The 18,885-nt window shown below is 73.1% G+C and carries 14 protein-coding genes and 1 pseudogene; 9 read left to right on the plus strand and 6 right to left on the minus strand.

What is annotated here, in order from left to right:
• The first annotated feature begins 11 nt into the window (after positions 1-11).
• From R2S09_RS10505 to R2S09_RS10520, 4 genes are all read left to right on the plus strand, one after another.
• Complete coding sequence (locus R2S09_RS10505; RefSeq protein ID WP_306184153.1) at positions 12-926, plus strand: 2-hydroxy-3-oxopropionate reductase; 915 nt, start codon at positions 12-14, stop codon at positions 924-926.
• A gap of 161 nt (positions 927-1,087) precedes the next feature.
• Positions 1,088-2,551, plus strand: a complete 1,464-nt coding sequence (locus R2S09_RS10510; RefSeq protein WP_316740546.1) for a catalase — start codon at positions 1,088-1,090, stop codon at positions 2,549-2,551.
• Positions 2,552-3,003: 452 nt separating this feature from the next.
• On the plus strand, positions 3,004-3,240 hold the full coding sequence (locus tag R2S09_RS10515) for a hypothetical protein (RefSeq protein WP_306184157.1): 237 nt from the start codon (positions 3,004-3,006) through the stop codon (positions 3,238-3,240).
• A gap of 163 nt (positions 3,241-3,403) precedes the next feature.
• Complete coding sequence (locus R2S09_RS10520; protein WP_316740548.1) at positions 3,404-3,994, plus strand: TIGR04222 domain-containing membrane protein; 591 nt, start codon at positions 3,404-3,406, stop codon at positions 3,992-3,994.
• Between the two features lie 96 nt (positions 3,995-4,090).
• Here the strand turns inward: R2S09_RS10520 and gcl are convergent, their stop codons facing one another.
• A complete protein-coding gene (gene gcl, locus R2S09_RS10525; protein ID WP_316740549.1) occupies positions 4,091-5,875 on the minus strand; it encodes a glyoxylate carboligase in 1,785 nt (594 codons plus the stop codon).
• 293 nt (positions 5,876-6,168) lie between these two features.
• Here gcl and R2S09_RS10530 point away from each other — a divergent pair, with 293 nt between their 5' ends.
• Positions 6,169-6,885 (plus strand): hypothetical protein, encoded by a 717-nt coding sequence (locus R2S09_RS10530; protein ID WP_316740550.1) that lies wholly within the window; start codon positions 6,169-6,171, stop codon positions 6,883-6,885.
• 237 nt (positions 6,886-7,122) lie between these two features.
• On the opposite strand, the gene R2S09_RS10535 is transcribed toward R2S09_RS10530, so the two are convergent.
• Together R2S09_RS10535 and R2S09_RS10540 are read right to left on the minus strand one after the other, a co-directional pair.
• Complete coding sequence (locus R2S09_RS10535; RefSeq protein WP_316740551.1) at positions 7,123-8,715, minus strand: AMP-binding protein; 1,593 nt, start codon at positions 8,713-8,715, stop codon at positions 7,123-7,125.
• Positions 8,712-10,385 (minus strand): AMP-binding protein, encoded by a 1,674-nt coding sequence (locus tag R2S09_RS10540; protein ID WP_316740552.1) that lies wholly within the window; start codon positions 10,383-10,385, stop codon positions 8,712-8,714. The genes R2S09_RS10535 and R2S09_RS10540 overlap by 4 nt, the downstream gene beginning before the upstream one ends.
• A 139-nt stretch (positions 10,386-10,524) precedes the next feature.
• Here R2S09_RS10540 and R2S09_RS10545 point away from each other — a divergent pair, with 139 nt between their 5' ends.
• From R2S09_RS10545 to R2S09_RS10555, 3 genes are all read left to right on the plus strand, one after another.
• Complete coding sequence (locus R2S09_RS10545) at positions 10,525-11,382, plus strand: helix-turn-helix transcriptional regulator (RefSeq protein WP_316740553.1); 858 nt, start codon at positions 10,525-10,527, stop codon at positions 11,380-11,382.
• Positions 11,383-11,668: 286 nt separating this feature from the next.
• The gene (locus R2S09_RS10550) at positions 11,669-14,482 is read left to right on the plus strand and encodes an AAA family ATPase (RefSeq protein WP_316740554.1); all 2,814 of its coding nucleotides are present in this window, start codon (positions 11,669-11,671) and stop codon (positions 14,480-14,482) included.
• A 237-nt stretch (positions 14,483-14,719) separates the two neighbouring features.
• Positions 14,720-15,547 (plus strand): serine protease, encoded by an 828-nt coding sequence (locus tag R2S09_RS10555; protein WP_316740555.1) that lies wholly within the window; start codon positions 14,720-14,722, stop codon positions 15,545-15,547.
• Between the two features lie 94 nt (positions 15,548-15,641).
• Here R2S09_RS10555 and R2S09_RS10560 read toward each other — a convergent pair whose 3' ends face one another.
• From R2S09_RS10560 to R2S09_RS10570, 3 genes are all read right to left on the minus strand, one after another.
• Entirely contained in the window at positions 15,642-16,823 is a 1,182-nt protein-coding gene (locus R2S09_RS10560) for a winged helix DNA-binding domain-containing protein (protein ID WP_316740556.1), read from the minus strand.
• 168 nt (positions 16,824-16,991) lie between these two features.
• A complete protein-coding gene (locus tag R2S09_RS10565) occupies positions 16,992-17,408 on the minus strand; it encodes a CBS domain-containing protein (protein ID WP_316740557.1) in 417 nt (138 codons plus the stop codon).
• A gap of 144 nt (positions 17,409-17,552) precedes the next feature.
• Positions 17,553-18,023 carry a TIGR03668 family PPOX class F420-dependent oxidoreductase gene (locus R2S09_RS10570; protein WP_306184178.1) on the minus strand — a complete coding sequence of 157 codons (471 nt, stop codon included), beginning with the start codon at positions 18,021-18,023 and terminating at the stop codon, positions 17,553-17,555.
• A 201-nt stretch (positions 18,024-18,224) separates the two neighbouring features.
• Between R2S09_RS10570 and R2S09_RS10575 the strand changes: the two are divergent.
• A pseudogene (locus R2S09_RS10575) lies at positions 18,225-18,851 on the plus strand (MgtC/SapB family protein); the annotation flags it as partial.
• Positions 18,852-18,885: the final 34 nt, after the last annotated feature.

Genomic DNA, 18,885 nt, shown 5'->3' on the forward strand with positions numbered 1-18,885 from the left:
GGCACCCTCACATGAGCAATCTTCCCGATTCCTCCCACCCGACCCGCCCGGCGATTGCATGGATCGGCCTCGGCATCATGGGCTCCCCCATGTCCGAGAACCTGATCAAGGCGGGCTACCAGGTCACCGGCTTCACCCTGGAGCAGGAGAAGCTGGACCGCCTGGCCGCCGCCGGCGGCACCGCGGCCGGCTCGATCGCCGAGGCCGTCAAGGACGCCGACGTGGTCATCACGATGGTGCCCGCCTCCCCGCAGGTCGAGGCGATCGCCTACGGCCCGGACGGCATCCTGGAGAACGCCAGGTCCGGCGCGCTGCTGATCGACATGTCCTCGATCACCCCGCAGACCTCGGTCGACCTGGCCAAGGCCGCGAAGGACAAGGGCGTCCGCGTCCTCGACGCCCCGGTCTCCGGCGGGGAGGCCGGCGCCGTCGAGGCCGTACTGTCGATCATGGTCGGCGGCGAGCAGGCCGACTTCGACGAGGCCAGGCCGGTCTTCGAGGCTCTCGGCAAGACCATCGTGCTGTGCGGTCCGCACGGCTCGGGCCAGACCGTGAAGGCCGCCAACCAGCTGATCGTGGCCGTGAACATCCAGGCGTGCGCCGAGGCCGTGGTCTTCCTGGAGAAGTCGGGCGTGGACCTCCAGGCGGCCCTGGACGTGCTGGGCGGCGGCCTGGCCGGCTCCACCGTGCTGACCCGCAAGAAGGACAACTTCCTCAACCGGGACTTCAAGCCGGGCTTCCGTATCGACCTGCACCACAAGGACATGGGCATCGTCACCGACGCCGCCCGCAACGTCGGCGCGGCCCTGCCGGTCGGCGCCGTGGTCGCCCAACTGGTCGCGTCGTTGCGCGCCCAGGGCGACGGCGGGCTGGACCACTCGGCACTGCTGCGGGCGGTCGAGCGCCTCTCGGGCGCCCGGCTGTAGAGACTTCCGGGCCGCGGCGCCGCTGACACCTGTTCTGTCGCGCCCAGGCGGCGCCGCGGCCCGGAATCCACTTCAACAAACTGTTGACGCACTGATCGCCCACTTCTAGGCTCCACGAAGCGGAAACAAGTTTCCGCTGCCCCTCGTACGGAAGGTCCCCGATGTCGAAGCGCGTGCTCACGACAGAGTCCGGCGCCCCGATCGCCGACAACCAGAATTCCGCCTCCGCCGGCATCGGCGGCCCGCTCCTCCTCCAGGACCAGCACCTCCTGGAGAAGCTGGCGCGCTTCAACCGCGAGCGCATCCCGGAGCGTGTGGTGCACGCCCGCGGTTCCGGCGCCTTCGGCCGCTTCGAGGTGACCGACGACGTCACGGGCTTCACCCACGCCGGCTTCCTCTGCGAGATCGGCAAGCGCACCGAGGTGTTCGTGCGCTTCTCCACCGTGGCCGACTCCCTGGGCGGCGCGGACGCGGTGCGCGACCCGCGCGGCTTCGCGGTGAAGTTCTACACCGAGGAGGGCAACTACGACCTCGTCGGCAACAACACCCCGGTGTTCTTCATCAAGGACCCGATCAAGTTCCCCGACTTCATCCACTCGCAGAAGCGCGACCCGTTCACCGGCCGCACCGAGCCGGACAACGTCTGGGACTTCTGGGCCCACTCCCCCGAGGCCACGCACCAGGTGACCTGGCTGATGGGCGACCGCGGCATCCCGGCGTCGTACCGCCACATGAACGGCTACGGCTCGCACACCTACCAGTGGACGAACGCCCAGGGCGAGGCCTTCTTCGTCAAGTACCACTTCAAGACGGACCAGGGCATCCGCTGCCTGACCGGCGAGCAGGCCGCTGAGCTCGCGGGCAAGGACCCCGACTCGCACCAGACCGACCTGCTCCAGGCGATCGAGCGCGGTGTGCACCCGTCCTGGACCCTGTACGTCCAGATCATGCCGGCGGCCGAGGCGGCGGACTACCGCTTCAACCCGTTCGACCTGACCAAGGTCTGGTCGCACAAGGACTACCCGCTCAAGCGGGTCGGGCGCCTGGTCCTGGACCGCAACCCGGACAACGTGTTCGCCGAGGTCGAGCAGGCCGCGTTCTCCCCGAACAACTTCGTGCCGGGCATCGGCCCGTCGCCGGACAAGATGCTCCAGGGCCGGCTCTTCGCCTACGCCGACGCCCACCGCTACCGGCTGGGTGTCAACCACACCCAGCTCGCGGTGAACGCCCCGAAGGCCGTGCCGGGCGGCGCGCACAACTACGGCCGCGACGGTCTCATGGCGTCCAACTCCCGGGGCCGGCACGCCAAGAACTACGAGCCGAACTCCTACGACGGCCCGGTCGAGACCGGCCGCCCGCTGTCCGCCCCGCTGGCCGTCACCGGCCACACGGGCACCCACGAGGCTCCGCCGCACACCAAGGACGACGACTTCGTCCAGGCCGGCGAGCTGTACCGGCTGATGTCCGAGGAGGAGAAGCAGCGCCTGGTCGCGAACATCGCCGGCGGCCTGTCCCAGGTCTCCCGCAACGACGTGATCGAGAAGAACCTCGCACACTTCCACGCCGCCGACCCCGAGTACGGCAAGCGCGTGGCGGAGGCGGTCCGCGCCCTGCGCGAGGACTGACCCGGCAAGCCGCGTCCGGCGCCCTGACGGGGAGGTCGGGCACCGGACGCGTACGCCCCGCGCGGGCGCCGGCCAACCCGGATGAGGGGTGGCCGGCCGGCGACGCGCGGTCAGGCGAGGACCGCGGCGGCGTGTGAGCCAGTGCGGTGGTGAAGGTCCCGGGGACCGCCTTCTCGACCAGAGGGAAGGCCTCCCGGCACCGTCGCACCCGCCGCGGTCCCAGCCGAACCACCTCGCGCAGCTAGGCACCCCCTCCCCGGCTCCATCCGGCGGCGCGAACGTCCTGTCGCGCCCAGCCTCGCGCCGTCGGACGGTCTCAGCAACCACATAGTTCACCGGGCCGAGGGGCGCCGGATGCGGACGGTCCCCGCATCCGGCGCCCCTCGCTTCGCTGCCGCGGTTCTTGCCGCCTCCGGGGTGCGGACGGGCCCCGCACGCAGGACGCTGAAGGCATGGACCACCTCACGCAGCATCCGCACATCGTGGTGCACGCGCCGGCCCTGGACGGCTCCCGGCGGGTCACCGAGGGCGACGTGACCCTCGGGCTGGCGTCGCACCTGGACGACGTCGTCGAGATCCTCCGGCTGGCCGACCTGGACCGTATCGAGGTCGAGGAGAGCGACCTCATCGAGTGGCAGGGCGGCGGCCCGGACGACTGGCCGGGCCTGTCGGAGCACGAGGACCGCTGAGCGGCGCCTACGACAAGGGACGTAGGGCCGCTACGGCATGCTCAAATCAAGCTCTGAAACCGGCTCGGGAGGTATCGAGCGTCCCCGCTCGCGGGCAGATTCCCTCACACGGGGCCCGCCGGCACGGGGGCGGCGGGCCCCGTCGGACGGCGGGGGCTCGCTCATGGACAGTGCCGACAGTGCCGCGACGGACCGGCCGGCGCCGCACGAGATCGCGTTCCTGCGCGGTGGTCGCCGCGCCGCCCTCACCGTCGCCGTCCTCACCCTGCGACTGAGCGGAAGCATCGGCCCCGGGCGTGGGGGCACGTTGCGCACCAGGAGACCGCTCGACGACACGGAAGCGGACCTCCCCGCCCTGACGCGGGCGGTGCACGCCTCCCTCCTCCACCAGCCAGCACACCTGCGGCAGTTGCTGGTCCGGGAGGCCGTCGCCCTCGCCCTCATCGATCTGCGGTACCAGCTCACGGTCGCCGGACTGGCGCCCGTCTTCCTGCCCGGCCGCACCCGGGCCGGCCGGCGCGTCCTGAGGACCCTGCGGGCCCGGCACCCGCTGCCCGGGAGCCGCAGGGGCCTGTCGGCCGAGGACCGGCTGCTCGCCGTGGCCCTGTACGGCGACCGAGCGCTGACCACGCTCATGCCCCGCTTCGCGCGGGAGGGCCGGCCGGTCGGGCGGCGCGGGAAGGCCACCGAGCAGAGGCGGGAGTACGGGCAGTCCTGGGGCAGCGGCGGCGGCTTCAGTTGCGGCGCCGTGTGACGCTCCGCGGACCGGCGCGGCGAAGCGACGAACAGCGGCACGACAAGGGGTGGCCCGTCCCTCGGACGGGCCACCCCTTGCCGGCGTTCCGGTGTGTCAGGCCTTCAGCGTCCTGATCGCCGTCGGCGCGTGGCCGGGCTCGGTGGCCAGTTCCTCGAACTCGACGACGTTGCCGATGTCGTTGGTGCCCGACATGGAGATGTTGGTGACCCGCTCCAGGATCGCCTCGACGACGACCGGCACCTGGAACTCGGCGGCGAGCTTCTTGGCCTCCTCGAAGGCGGCGCCCAGCTCGTTCGGGTCGGTCACCCGGATCGCCTTGCAGCCCAGGCCCTCGGCGACCTTGACGTGGTCGACGCCGTAGACGCCCAGCTCCGGCGAGTTGATGTTCTCGAACTCCAGCTTGACCTGGAAGTCGATGTCGAACGCCCGCTGCGCCTGGCGGATCAGGCCCAGGTAGGAGTTGTTGACGAGGACATGGACATAGGGGATCTTGTGCTGCGCGCCCACGGCCAGCTCCTCCAGCATGAACTGGAAGTCGTAGTCGCCGGAGAGGGCGACGACCGGGGACTCCGGGTCGGCCTTGGCGACGCCCAGGGCGGCCGGGATGGTCCAGCCGAGCGGGCCGGCCTGGCCGCAGTTGATCCAGTGCCGCGGCCGGTAGACGTGCAGCATCTGGGCGCCGGCGATCTGCGAGAGGCCGATGGTGGAGACGTAGCGCGTCTCGGGACCGAAGGCCTTGTTCATCTCCTCGTAGACGCGCTGCGGCTTGATCGGGATGTCGTCGAAGTGCGTACGGCGCTGGAGCGTGGCTTTCTTCTCCTGCGCGGCGGCGGCCCAGGCGGAGCGGTCGGGCAGCCGGCCGGCCGCCTTCAGCTCCGTGGCCACCTCGACGAACAGCTCCAGGGCGGCCCTGGCGTCGGAGGCGATGCCGTAGTCGGGGGCGAAGATCTTGCCGATCTGGGTGGGTTCGATGTCCACGTGGACGAACGTGCGGCCGGCCGTGTAGACGTCGAGCTTGCCGGTGTGGCGGTTGGCCCAGCGGTTGCCGATGCCGAGGACGAAGTCGGAATCCAGGAAGGTCGCGTTGCCGTAGCGGTGCGAGGTCTGCAGGCCCACCATGCCGGCGTTCAGCTCGTGGTCGTCGGGCAGGACGCCCCAGCCCATCAGGGTCGGCACGACCGGTGTGCCGGTCAGCTCGGCGAACTCGACGAGCAGATCGGCGGCGTCGGCGTTGATGACACCGCCGCCGGCCACGATCAGCGGCCGCTCGGAGGCGGTCAGCAGGGCGATCGCCTTCTCGATCTGGGCGCGGGTCGCGGCCGGCCTGTAGACGGGCAGCGGCTCGTAGGTCTCGGGGTCGAACTCGATCTCCGTCATCTGGACGTCGATCGGCAGGTCGATAAGGACCGGGCCGGGGCGGCCGGAGCGCATCAGGTGGAAGGCCTGCTGGAAGACGCCGGGGACCTGCGCGGCCTCCAGGACGGTGACCGCCATCTTGGTCACCGGCTTGGCGATGGAGGCGATGTCGACCGCCTGGAAGTCCTCCTTGTGGATCACGGCGGTCGGGGCCTGGCCGGTGATGCACAGGATCGGGATGGAGTCACCGGTGGCCGAGTACAGGCCGGTGATCATGTCGGTGCCGGCCGGGCCGGAGGTGCCGATGCAGACGCCGATGTTGCCGGGGTGCGTCCGGGTGTAGCCCTCGGCCATGTGCGAGGCGCCCTCGACATGGCGGGCGAGGGTGTGGGTGATGCCTCCGGAGGCCTTGAGCGCCACGTAGAAGGGGTTGATCGCCGCGCCCGGCACACCGAACGCGTCGGTGACGCCCTCACGCTTGAGGATCTCAACTGCCGCTCGGGCAGCGGTCATACGAGCCATCGAGTACTCCTGCTTCGGCTGTCTTCTGCTGTCTCGGCTGCCGGATTCGCACTCCCGTCGCGCCCTGCGGTGAGCTCTTCCGTACTTCCGTATAGCGGAAAGTAATTTCTACGATCTGGAAGCAATGTAGGGGGGTGCGTGAAACGCGTCAAGAGAGGGCAAGGGGCAGCCCGCCACGCGGAGAAGCAGCGGACAGCCGGGGGCCCGCCGGAGCACCATGGGACGGCTTCCTCGACGGCCGGCCCTGGGGCGGCCTCGAACGCGACCTCGATGCGACGCCTTGGAGTTGGGTCATGCCCGAGAGCGTGCCGGTGCGCTGCCCGGTCTGCCGACGCGAACTGGTCCGCGGCGGCCACGACCAGTGGCCCCGGCCGGAACTGGCCTGCCCCTGCGGCACGGCCCTGCGCATCCCGCCGGGCGGGTCCGACACGGAGGAGACCAGGGACCGGGCGGGGAAGGGGAGCGCGGTGCGGTCCGGGGACGGCATCCCCGGACGCGGCGACCGCGGGCGGCGGGGAGGAGAGGGGACGCAGCACGGCGACAACGGGATGCGCGCGCCCGGGACGGCGCACCCCTTCGGCCCCGGGAGCCGGGACGCGGCCGGGCGGCGCCCTCGTACCGGGGGGCGCGGGGTGTTCCGTCCCGTGGTGATCCGCACGGCGCGGGACGCGGTGACCGATGCCGTGCTCTATCTGCGGTGGCTGGGCTACGAGGACATCCGGCGCGCGGACCAGCGGCCGCCGTCCGGTATCGGGCTGGCCGCCCGGGGGCTGGTGGCGCAGGTGGACCCCGCGGCGCGGCGGGCCTCGCTGCGGGACGTGGAGTGCCTGTGGCTGACGGCGATGACGGAGTCCGCCGGCTGCGTGTACTTCTCGCTCACCGGCTACAGCGGCCAGGCCCGTACCCGCGCGGACGAGCTGGGCATCGCGTTGTTCGTCCCCGCGCCGGACGGCGTCCCGCGGCCGGTGAACGGCCCGGCCCACGCGCTCGGCGGCGCCCCCGGCGCCTGACGGGTCCTCGCACTATGCCCGCCCGGGTCGCGCGGCCTGGCACCGCACCTCGCCGCGTTGCCGAAACGCCCAGGTAGCTCCGCTACCAGGGCGCTCCGGCGCCTTGCGATGCTCCCCCGCTGCCTGAACGGCGCGGGAGGTACCCCCACCACCGGACCACGCGACCTGATCGGACGCTCATAGTGCGAGGACCCCTGAGACCGGGCGGCCGCCGCCGGCGCGGAGGTTCACGTCCCGTCAGGCACCGTACCTCTCGCGCAGCTCCACCTTGCGGACCTTCCCGGACACCGTCATCGGGAAGGAGTCGAGGATCCGCAGCCGGCTCGGGATCTTGTAGTGCGCCAACCGGCCCGCGCAGAAGGCCCGCAGCTCATCCAGCGTCAGCCGTTCCTCCGCGTCGAGCGGGATGACACAGGCGAGCACCTCCTCGCCGTACGTCTCGTGCGGTACGCCGACGACCTGGACGTCACGGATCTTCGGGTGGCCGTGGAGGAACTCCTCTATCTCGCGCGGGTAGATATTCTCCCCGCCGCGGATGATCATGTCCTTGATACGGCCGACGATCTCGACGTACCCGTCCTCGCGCATCACCGCGAGGTCCCCGGTGTGCATCCAGCGGCCGGGGTCGATGGCCTCGGCGGTCTTCTCGGGCTCCTCCCAGTAGCCGAGCATCACGCTGTAGCCGCGGGTGCACAACTCGCCCGCCGTGCCGCGGGGCCGGGTCGTCCCGGTGGCCGGGTCGATCACCTTCACCTCGATGTGCGGCAGCACCCGGCCGACCGTGCCGGTGCGGTGTTCGAGGTCGTCGTCCATCCGGGTCTGCAGGGAGACCGGGGAGGTCTCGGTCATGCCGTAGCAGATGGAGACCTGCTCCATGTGCATCTCGGCGACCACCCGCTTCATCACCTCCACCGGGCAGGGCGAGCCCGCCATGATGCCGGTGCGCAGGCTGGACAGGTCGTAGGCCGCGAAGCCGGGGAGGCCCAGCTCGGCGATGAACATCGTCGGGACGCCGTACAGCGACGTGCACCGCTCCTGCTGGACGGCGTCCAGGGTGGCCTTCGCGTCGAAGGACGGTGCCGGGATGACCGTGCAGGCGCCGTGCGAGGTGGCCGCCAGATTGCCCATCACCATGCCGAAGCAGTGGTAGAAGGGGACCGGGACGCAGATCCGGTCCTGCTCGGTGTAGGCGATCGACTCACCCACGAAATAGCCGTTGTTGAGGATGTTGTGATGGGAGAGGGTGGCCCCCTTGGGGAAGCCCGTCGTGCCCGAGGTGTACTGGATGTTGATGGGGTCGTCGCAGGACAGGGCCTCGTAGGAGACGTCCGGGGTGGCACGGGAGAGCAGTGCCTCCCAGCTCGGGTCGCCGATGTACACGACCTCGCGCAGCGCGGGGCACCTCCCGCGGACCTGGTCGACCATCGCCCGGTAGTCGCTCGTCTTGTGGCCGAGGGAGGCGAAGAGCAGCGAGATGCCGGACTGGTTGAGGACGTACTCGACCTCGTGGGTGCGGTAGGCCGGGTTGATGTTGACCATGATCGCGCCGATGCGGGCGGTGGCGTACTGGACCAGGACCCACTCCGGGCAGTTGATCGCCCAGATGCCGACCCGGTCCCCCTTGCCGACCCCGCTCGCGGCCAGCGCCCGCGCCAGCTCCTCGACGTCCGCCCCGAACCGGGCGTACGTCCAGCGCCTCCCGGACGGCACGTCGACGAGTGCCTCACGGTCCGGCCAGGCCGCGACGGCCCGGTCGAGGTTGGCGCCGATGGTGTCCCCGAGCAGGACGGTCCCGCTCGTTCCGTGCGTGTACGACAGCTCGGCGGTCACCGGAAATCCTCCTCGCGGTACTCGTTGTCCGACCCCGTGGCCGTGGCCTCGCGCAGCTCGATGCGGCGGATCTTGCCGGAGACGGTCTTGGGCAGATCTCCGAACTCCAGGCGGCGGACGCGCTTGTAGGGGGCGAGGACCTGGCGGGAGTGCTCGAAGAGCACCTTCGCGGTGTCGGGACCGGGCTCCCAGCCCTCCGCGAGCACGATGTACGCCTTCGGCACGGCCAGACGCAGCTCGTCCGGCGCGGGCACCACCGCGGCCTCGGCCACCGCCTCGTGCTCGAGCAGCGCGCTCTCCAGTTCGAACGGGCTGATCTTGTAGTCGGAGGCCTTGAAGACATCATCGGAGCGTCCGATATAGGTCAGATATCCGTCTTCGTCCCGTGCGGCGACGTCTCCGGTGCGGTAGTAGCCGCCGGCCATCGCCTCCGCCGTGCGGTCGGCGTCGCCGTGGTAGCCGGCCATCAGGCCGACGGGCCGTACGGACAGGTCGAGCGCGATCTCGCCCTCCGTCGCTCCCGGGGCGCCGGTCACCGGGTCGAGCAGTTCCACCCGGAAGCCGGGGCTGGGCCGTCCCATGGAGCCCGTCTTCAGCGGCTGGCCGGGGCTGTTGGAGACCTGGACGGCCGTCTCGGTCTGCCCGAAGCCGTCCCGGACGGTCACGCCCCAGGCCCGGCGGACCTGCTCGATGACCTCGGGGTTGAGCGGCTCGCCGGCGGCGACGGCCTCGCGCGGCGGGGTGGCGAGCCGGTTCAGGTCGGACTGGATGAGCATGCGCCACACCGTCGGCGGGGCGCAGAAGGTGGTGACGCCGGCGCGGTCCATCTCGGCCATCAGCCGGGCCGCGTCGAAGCGGGTGTAGTTGTGGATGAAGACGGTCGCCTCCGCGTTCCACGGGGCGAACAGGTTGGACCAGGCGTGCTTGGCCCAGCCGGGCGAGGAGATGTTCAGGTGCACGTCTCCTGGCCTCAGGCCGATCCAGTACATGGTGGCCAGGTGCCCGACCGGGTACGAGGTGTGGGTGTGCTCGACCAGTTTGGGGCGGGCGGTGGTGCCCGAGGTGAAGTAGAGCATCAGCGGGTCGTCGGCGAGGGTGGGGCCGTCGGGGACGAACGCGGCCGGGGCGGCGTAGGCGTCCTCGTACGGCTCCCAGCCCTGCTCGGGCGTGCCTCCGACGCAGATCCGGGTGTAGGAGCCTGGCACGTCCGCGAACTTGGCGGTGTCCTCGGCGCGAACGATCACGTGCCTGACCCGGCCGCGCTCGACGCGGTCGCGCAGGTCGGCGGGGCCGAGCAGCGGGGTGGCGGGGATGACGACGGCGCGCAGCTTCATCGCGGCGAGCGCGGTCTCCCACAGCTCGGCCTGGTTGCCGAGCATGACGAGGATGCGGTCCTCGGCGGCGATGCCGCGTGCGCGCAGCCAGTTGGCGGCCCGGTCGGAGCGCTCGGACATCTCGGCGAAGGAGAGCCGGGTCTCGGTGCCGTCCTCCTCGACGATGTGCAGGGCGGTGCGGTCGTTCCCGTCGGCGACGACGTCGAACCAGTCCAGCGCCCAGTTGAAGTGCTCCGGCCGGGGCCACTCGAAGTCGGCGCAGGCGGTGGCGTAGTCCTCACGGTGTTCCAGCAGGAAGTCCCGGGCCCTGCGGAAGCTCTCCGTCGCCGTCGTCATCTGTCCTCCATGGGTGGTCCCGGGTTGGCTCCGGACCATTGCGGGGCGGCTCTGTCACATCGTGTAATCCGTGATGCGGGTCTCACCACCCCCGAACGGGGGTGTGGTGGGCACAGGTCCGTGACGAAAGGGCGAGCAGGTGACGGCGAACGCGTCCGGGGCGGCGGAGATTCGGGGTGCGCTGGTGCGGCTGCGGCGCGCGACGGGCCTTCCGGTCGCCTTCGGCGGCCTGGTCGAGCCGGGCCGGCCGCGGATACGGATCAGCGAACTGACGGGCACGGCGACGCTCGCGCTCAGCGCGCTGGCGGTGACCTCCGGCAACGGGCTCGGCGGCAAGGCGGTCGCGCTGGCCCGGCCGTGCGCGGTGACGGACTACTCGCTGTCCCGGCAGATCAGCCACGAGTACGACGCGGCGGTGGCGGCCGAGGGGCTGCGGTCGGTACTGGCGGTGCCGGTGGTGGTGCGGCGCCGGGTGCGCGGTGTGCTGTACGGCGCCCTGCGCACGGCCCTGCCGCTCGGTGACCGGGCGCTCGGCGCGGCGGTGGCGGTGGCGCGGGACGTGGAGCAGGCGCTGGTGGTGCGGGAGGAGGCGCGGGACCTGCTGGCGGCTGCCCGTCCGGAGCCGGCGGACGGGGACGCGGCGGGCGGCGCGGCCTGGGAGCGGGTCCGCGAGGCCCACGCGGCGCTGCGCGCGCTGGCCCCCCGGATCGCGGACCCCGCCCTGCGCGCGGAACTCCTGGACGCGTGCGGCCTGCTCACCGCCGCCGCGGCCCCGGCCCGGGCCCCGGTCGCGGCGGAGGGCGTGACCCTGGCCCCTCGGGAGCTGGACGTCCTGACGTGCGTGGCCGCGGGCGCCACGAACGCGACGGCCGCCGCCCGCCTGGGCCTCAGCCCGGAAACGGTGAAGAGCTACCTTCGTTCGGCCATGCGCAAACTCGGCGCCCACACCCGCGGCGAAGCGGTGGCGACGGCCCGCCGGGCGGGCGTGCTGCCGTAGGGCCGCGGCCGCACGGCGTCCTGGTGCGGGGGCCGGGGGCCGGGCGGCCGCTGCAGTGGGTTCCCGTGAGCGGCAGTGGGGTCCCGTGATCGGCAGGCGGGAGGCCTCCCGGGTGCCGTGGGGCGCGGTACCTTCGAGGGGGCGCGCTTGCGGGTTGTCTATTCAATCCGGTGTGGTTTGAATTCGGTTCTGCCGGGAGTGCTGTTATTTCCCTCACCATGCCGGGAGTCCGAAATTCAGGGGCGCGTTGCCTAGAATTTGGCCAGAACACGACACGAGGGGAGCGGTGACCGTGCGACGGGACTTCAAGGGCCCTGCGGGCCGCCGCTCAGACCTGGTCATCGGCCAGGAGGAGCCGTCCGCGGCGGCGCGCGAGCAGCTCGGCCGCGGCGGCAGTGTGCTGCTGCACGGGCCGGCCGGAATAGGAAAGTCGACCGTGCTGCGGGCATTGGCCGCCGAATATGCCCCGCCGGGCCGCACCGTGTTGCGCTGCTCCGCCACCGAGTCCGAATCCCACCTGCCCTTCCTGGCACTGGCCGACCTCTTCGGTCTGGTCGTGGACGAGGTGGCCGGCAGCCTGCCCGCCGCGCAGCGCACCGCGCTGGAGTCGGCGCTCACCGGCCGCGGCGAGTCCACCCTCCAGCGCGACGGCCTCGCGCTGCGCCTGGCGGTGCTGTCGGTGCTGCGCGCGCTCGCGGCGAAGGGCCCCGTCCTGATCGTCGCCGACGACCTCCAGTGGCTGGACTCGGCCAGCTCGGAGCTGCTCGGCTTCGCCGCCCGCCGGCTGGGCGACACCCCCGTGCAGATGCTGTGCGCGGTGCGCACCGAGGACGAGGAGTACGACCGCCACCTGCGCGCCTGCCCGCCGGACACCCTCTCGGTGCGCCTCGGCCCGCTCTCGCGCGCCCAGGTCTCCACCCTGCTCGACCAGCGCGGCTACACCGGCCTGCCGCGTTCCACGGTCCGTGAGATCCACCGCACCAGCGGCGGCAACCCCCTGTTCGCCCAGGAGCTGGGCCGTGCCCTGGCCGAGAACCCCACTCCGCCCCGGCCGGGCGAGCCGCTGCCGGTGCCCACCTCGCTGCGCGCCCTGGTGCTCAGCCGCCTGGAGATGCTCTCCGCCGACGCCCGCCGCACCCTCCTCGTGGCCAGCGCCGGCGCCCGCCCCACCCCGGCCCTGCTGCACGCGGCCGGCCGGGAGAACGCCGAGGCCGAGTGCGCCCAGGCCGCCGAACTCGGGCTGCTGGCCACCGAACCGGAGGGTCCGGCCGTACGCTTCGCGCACCCGCTGATCTCGGCCGCGCTGTACGCGGAGGCGCCCGCGCAGGAGCGCCGCGCCGCGCACGCCGCCCTGTCCACCGCCGCCTCCGACCCCATCGAGCGCGCCCGCCATCTGGCCCTGGCCACCACCGGCACCGACCCGGACGTGGCCGCGCGGCTCGCCGGAGCCGCCGTGCTGGCCCGGGACCGCGGCGCCCCCTCGGTGGCGGCCTCGCTGGGACTGCTCGCCGCCCGGCACACCCCGGCCGACGGCGCGCCGGGCCCGGACGAGCGCCGGCTCAGGGCGGCCGAGGACGCCATCACGGCCGGCGAGGTGGACCTCGCCCGGGACATCGCCCGTGAGGTGCTGACCCGGGCCACCGTGCCCGCGCAGCGGGTGCGGGCCTGGATGGTGGTGATCGAGGCGGCCGGGCAGGCACTCGGCGACGTGGACACCGCCTTCCCGCAGGCGCTGGCCGACGCCGGCGACGACCCGGGGCTGCTCGCCCTGGTCCGCTACCAGCTGGCCTGGCGCGCCCTGGTCGTGCAGGGCGACTTCGCCGAGGCCCGCCAGGAGGCCGCGCACGCCGCCGAACTGGCCGCGCGCGGCCGGGACCGGCGCACCGAACTGATGGCGCTGGCCTTCCAGGCCTCCACCGAGACCCTGATGGGGCACCCCGACGCCCCCGCCACCATCGGACGCGCGCTGAAGGAGCCTCAGGACCCCTACGTCGCCTGCCACCACAACGGCGTCGGCTCCGCCCGCTTCCGCTGGCTGCTGATGAGCGACCAGCTGACCGAGGCGCGGGCGACCATCACCGCCCTGCTGCGCGAGGTGCGGCGGCGCGGCATGGTCGAGAGCGAGGTGCACTTCCTGCGTCTGCTCGCCGAGACCGAACTGCGCGCCGGGCACTGCGGCCGGGCCCTGGACCTGGCCCGGGAGAGCCTGCGGCTGGCCCGGGACACCGGCATCGGCGAGGGTCCCACCGCGATGCTGGCCTGCTTCGCCGAGGCCTCCGGCGGCGACACCGGGCGGGCGCTGGCACTGGCCCAGGAGGCCGTCCGGCACGCCGAGGAGGACGGCGACCAGATGTACCTCTCGCGCGCCCTGGCCGCCCTGGGCCACGCCCAGTTCGTGGCCGGTGACGCCCAGGCCGCCGTGGCGTCGCTGAGCCGGGTGCGGGAGCTGGAGCAGGGACTCGGCGTCACCGACCCCGCGCGCGGCCGCTGGCACGGCGACCTGGCCGAGGCACTGGTCCTGGTCGGCCGTCCGGACGAGGCCCAGCAGGTCGTCGACGCCGCCCGGAAGCACGCGCGGCGGCTGGGCCGGGAGAGCGTGCTGGCCGTCCTCGACCGGTCCGAGGCGCTGGTGCGCGCGGCCCGGGGCGAGACCGAGGCCGCCGTCACCCAGCTGACGTCCGCACAGGACCGGCTGGCGAGACTGGGCACCGGCCTGGAGGAGGCGCGGGCCGCCTTCGCGCTGGCCCGGCTGCGCACCCGGCGTCCGGGCCCGACCTCGTACGAGGAGGCGGCGCGGCTGTTCCGGCGCTGCAGGGCGCTGCCCTGGCTGCGCCGGGTGGAGGCCGCCGCCACCCGTCCGGCGCAGCCGGACGCCGCCCCGGCGGGACCGGAGGGGCCGGCCGTGCTGGACGGACTGGCGGCGATGGAGCGTCAGGTCGCCGCGCTCGTCATGGAGGGCGCGACCAACCGGGAGATCGCAGGACGGCTGTTCGTCAGTGTGAAGACGGTCGAAGCCACCCTGACCCGGGTCTACCGCAAACTGGGGATCCGTTCGCGGGTCGACATCGTCCGATTGGCGGCGGGCCGGCGCGCGAAGTGAGCGCGGCCCGGGTTGACTTACCGCGTGCATCCAGTGAGGGCCCCGGCCGGGGCGACCGAGGGTTTTCCCTGCCCAACTCCCCTAGGGGGTTCCCTCATTGGAGGCGGGTGCGCCGGACCCTAGCGTGAGGGACGTGCCGCTCGCCCGGGCACACGGGAGTCCGCGCACCGGATCCTTGGACTTCCGTGCTCCACCCCACCCGTGCGAACCCCCACCGGCCGGCCCCCGAGGAGACGCATGTTCGGCCCCACCCGCGCCAGACGGGCGCGCGGCAGACGGACCGCCGCCCCGCTCGCGGCCTGCGCCGCCGGCGCCGCGACCGTGCTGCTCACCGCCCCCGGCGCCGACGCGGCCTCCCGCCCCGCCCACGACGTCCCCCTGCCGGTCGTCGGCGGCACGCCCACCACGACCACCGCGTACCCCTTCGTCATGCAGGTCACGGACGCGTCCGGCAGTCAGTTCTGCGGCGGCACCCTGGTGGCGGCCAGGAAGGTGGTCACCGCGGCGCACTGCGTGGCCGGCGAGTCCGCCGCCGGTGTGCGGGTGGTCGGCGGGCGCACCTACCGCGACGGCACCGACGGCACGGTGAGCGAGGTCAGCGGCATCTGGACCGACCCGGGCTACACGGACGCCGCGAGCGGGGACGACGTGGCCGTCCTGACGCTGTCGACGGCGATGCCGTACGCCACGGCGCCGTACGTCTCCCCCACCGACACGGGCGCGTACGCGGCCGGCACCACCGCCCGCGTCCTCGGCTGGGGCACCACCTCGGAAAGCGGCAGCTCGTCCGACCAGCTGCGGACCGCGACCGTGCCGGTCGTGTCCGACGCCGACTGCGCGAGCGCCTACGGCTCCGACTTCGTCGCGAGCGACATGGTTTGCGCCGGATACTCCTCCGGCGGCACAGACACCTGCCAGGGCGACAGCGGCGGTCCCCTGCTAGTCGGGGGCGTCCTGGCAGGGATCACTTCCTGGGGCAACGGCTGTGCCAAGGCGGGTTATCCGGGTGTGTACACCCGGCTGACCACCTTCTCCCCGCTGGTCACGGCACAGATCGGCTCCTGAAGGCCCCCGAGGACCCCTCGGGTGAATGCCAGGGGGCGTTGCGAGCCACCACGAGCGGCCCGCAACGCCCCCTCTCCACGCCGGTGTTCCGCGCTCAGCGGCCGGCGGCGGACCTCCCGGTCCCGGCGGGGGCCGCGGCTCGCCCCACGACGGTGCCGAACCGGATGTCGTACGACGCACCCGGGTGCATGACGGACAGCGTCCGCCGCCCCTCCTCGGTCACGTCCCGGCGCTGGGCCGGTGTCAGCTCGCCGAAGGCCTCGACGACCAGCGCGTCGTCCGTCAGCTGCCACAACCCGGCCAGGAAGCCGTCGACGAGGAGGGTGCGGTGGGCCTGGTTGCCCGTCGCGGCGCGACCCTTGTACCCGTGCGGGACGACGCGGGTGCGGTCGGCGTGGGAGAGGAGCAGGTCGTCGTACTCGGGCAGGAAGCGGGGCGGGGCCGGGGTGCCGGGGTCGGGGCGGGGCGCGTCGGGGAGGTCGAACAGCTCGGTGCCTGCCTCGTCGCGAAAGGTGACCAGCCGCGGGCGCAGGCGTTCGAAGGCGTCGCGCAGCCGGGTCAGGCCCGCCCAGGTCTGCGTGTCCTTCACCGAGGCCGGGCCGAACGCGCCGAGGTAGCGCAGGACGGCGTCGTCGATGGTGGGTGTGTCCCCGGGGGACCGGCCGAACCAGTGTTCGGCGGTGGTCAGGGCCACCTGGCCGCTGCGGCCCCACAGTCCGCGCGGGGTGACCTGGACGAGCGGCAGCAGGCAGCGGGCGGCGACGCCGAGGGCCCGCGGGTCGGCGTCCGGCCAGGTCGCCGACAGCGCCTCGCGCAGTTGCCTCATGGTGCGCGGCTCGGCCTCGACGAGGTCGCGGGCGAGCGCGGCGAGCCGGTCGAGGTCGACGCCCGCGAGACCCCGGCGGAACAGGGCGAGTTCACGCTCGCGGGCGGGCTGGACGAGGGAACGCAGGGAGAGGCAGTCGTCGGCGGTGTGGGTGTGGATGGTCGAGCGCAGGGTGACGATGCGGGCGACCTCGCGGCCGGCCATCAGCCGCGACAGCTCCTCGGGTGCGAAGCCGTCGAGCCGGGCGGCCAGGGCGTAGTACGGCGGCCTGACGTTCTGCGCCTGGAGGCCGACGAGGTGCCGCACGGCGGCGCCGGCGTCCAGCGCGGAGCGGCGCAGCAGCAGCTGCCGGGCCAGGGTGGCCCGGTTGAGCGCGCGCACCCCGAGCACGGGGGCCGTCGGGGAGGTCTTCGTACGGCTCGTCGCAGTGGTCGTCGCCCTCTTGGTCATGCCCGGCACGGTAGCGCTGATCGAGGACAGGTTCTGTCCGCTTGTATCCGCCTCGTATCCGCTTGTCGGGCGTCACGGCGTCGGCGACTCCGGTCGGTCCGCCGTGCCGTCGAACTGTGGGTCCGCCGCGCCGCCGTGCCGCCGTGCCGTCGTGCCGTGGATGTGCCGTCAGTCCGCCTTCCGGATGTCCGCCAGGGTCGACTCCGGTTCCTCCGTGGCGGCGAGGTCGCCGAGGCTCACCATGCCGACGGGGCAGCCGCCGTGTTCGACGACGGGCAGCCGGCGCACGGCGTACTGGCGCATCAGCTCGGCCGCGCGGTCGGTGGTGTCGTCGGGCGACAGGGTGACGACCGGGGGCCTGGTGCAGACCGATCCGGCGGTGGTGGTGTGCGGGTCGCTGCCGTAAGCCACGGCCCGGATCACGATGTCGCGGTCGGTGAGGACGCCGAACAGGTCGCAGTCGTACACCACCAGGACGTCCCCCACGTGCTGCTCGCGCATCGCGCGGGCGGCGTCCTCCAGCGTGGCCATCGGCTCGACGGCCACCGCGCCGGGGGACATCACATCGCGTACTCGGTGGGTCATGGGGCACCTCCCGCAACGGGTCCACGGACGGCCTGCTGCCCGCCGCGTAGCCAGAAAGGACGGTCCCAAACCGGCCGCCGGCGCCATGAAGCCGTGCGGGCAAGCCCCCTGGGCCTTCCCTCGCGGGCGCCCCGGCGGCACGCCTCATCCCCCCGGGTCCGGCTCCGGTGCGGGGCCCGCCCGCCAGCCGGTCCAGTGGTGGACGGCGACCGCGATCACCGGTCCGTCCGGCGGGGCCTGCCGGTACTGCGGGTACTTGCGTCGCAGCCCGGCGAGGGCGGCCTCGTACTGCTCCCGGGTCCCGGCGTCCGGTGCGTCCGGCGGCAGGATCCGGGCGTCGCCGTCGGCGCGGGACCACCACAGGCGGTCCCAGTCCTCGTCGAAGGCGTCGGCGAGCAGGCAGACGGCCGGGTTGGCCTCGATGTTGCGCAGCCGTCTGAGGTGGGTCGTGCGCTTCGGCTTGCGGTCGACCGCCGTCACGATGCCGTCGGCGCCGTCGGTGGCGAACACCACCGGCACCAGGTGCGGGCGGCCCGTCTCGTCCACCGTAGCCAGCCGGGCCACGCGGGCGGCCGCGAACCGGCGCCGCGCCTGGTCGGGATCCATCCGTGGCACGGGCCTCACCTACGTCCTCGCCGCCGTGTCGGTGTCGGTGACCGTGTCGGTGTCACCGAACCGTGTCCGTGTCCGTGTCCGTGTCCGTGTCCGTCCGCCGCGCCGGGTACCCGTCCCGGAGCCGGTCGGCCACACAAGGGTCGGCGGAGGCCGGTGGGACCCCCCGACGAAGGGAGAGGCATGCCGTGACTTGCGGTTCCGCTGTGGGACGTGGCCAACGGTCAGGGTCTGCGCCAGCTGGCCGAGCTCGGGCCCGCGCTGCTGCTGTCGAGCCTGATCGGCTGGGAGAGGGAGGCACAGCAGAAGAGCGCGGGCCTGCGCACCCACACACTGGTCGGGGTCGCCAGCGCGCTGATGATGGAGGTGTCGCAGCACGGCTTCACCCATGTGCTCGGCCTGCCGAACGTGTCCTTCGGCCCGTCCCGCGTGGCCGCCCAGATCGTCTCCGGCATCGGCTTCATCGGCGGCGGTCTGATCTTCGTACGGCGCAGCGCGGTGCGCGGGCTGACCACCGCCGCCACCATCTGGCTGACCTGCGCGGTCGGCATGGCCTGCGGGGGCGGACTGCCGATCCTGGCCCTGGCGACGACCGCGCTGCACTTCCCCGTCGTACGCGGCTATCCCCATATCGCGAGGCGGTTCACCGGCGGCGGGGTGCCCGGCACGGTCGAGGTGCGGCTGACCCAGCGGGGTTTCCGCATCCTGCAGGTAAAGGCCGACCGGCTGCCCGGCCGCACGGACGCCGCCGCCCGCGTGCTGCTGCGTCTGGAGGGCACCGCCGACGCCGGACAGCCGGCCTCCGAACTGTTCCACGACGAGGGGGTCACGACGTGCGACTCGCTCTGGGCGAGGAGGACGACAC

The sequence above is a fragment of the Streptomyces sp. MK7 genome, from assembly GCF_032658145.1.
Lineage (GTDB): Bacteria > Actinomycetota > Actinomycetes > Streptomycetales > Streptomycetaceae > Streptomyces > Streptomyces spiralis.

What these genes read in the sequence shown, in the direction of transcription:
- R2S09_RS10505 (WP_306184153.1), top strand. Translation starts at nt 12, where the DNA reads ATGAGCAATCTTCCCGATTCCTCCCACCCGACCCGCCCGGCGATTGCA.
- R2S09_RS10510 (WP_316740546.1), top strand. Translation starts at nt 1,088, where the DNA reads ATGTCGAAGCGCGTGCTCACGACAGAGTCCGGCGCCCCGATCGCCGAC.
- R2S09_RS10515 (WP_306184157.1), top strand. Translation starts at nt 3,004, where the DNA reads ATGGACCACCTCACGCAGCATCCGCACATCGTGGTGCACGCGCCGGCC.
- R2S09_RS10520 (WP_316740548.1), top strand. Translation starts at nt 3,404, where the DNA reads ATGGACAGTGCCGACAGTGCCGCGACGGACCGGCCGGCGCCGCACGAG.
- gcl (WP_316740549.1), bottom strand. Translation starts at nt 5,875, where the DNA reads ATGGCTCGTATGACCGCTGCCCGAGCGGCAGTTGAGATCCTCAAGCGT.
- R2S09_RS10530 (WP_316740550.1), top strand. Translation starts at nt 6,169, where the DNA reads ATGCCCGAGAGCGTGCCGGTGCGCTGCCCGGTCTGCCGACGCGAACTG.
- R2S09_RS10540 (WP_316740552.1), bottom strand. Translation starts at nt 10,385, where the DNA reads ATGACGACGGCGACGGAGAGCTTCCGCAGGGCCCGGGACTTCCTGCTG.
- R2S09_RS10555 (WP_316740555.1), top strand. Translation starts at nt 14,720, where the DNA reads ATGTTCGGCCCCACCCGCGCCAGACGGGCGCGCGGCAGACGGACCGCC.
- R2S09_RS10560 (WP_316740556.1), bottom strand. Translation starts at nt 16,823, where the DNA reads ATGACCAAGAGGGCGACGACCACTGCGACGAGCCGTACGAAGACCTCC.
- R2S09_RS10565 (WP_316740557.1), bottom strand. Translation starts at nt 17,408, where the DNA reads ATGACCCACCGAGTACGCGATGTGATGTCCCCCGGCGCGGTGGCCGTC.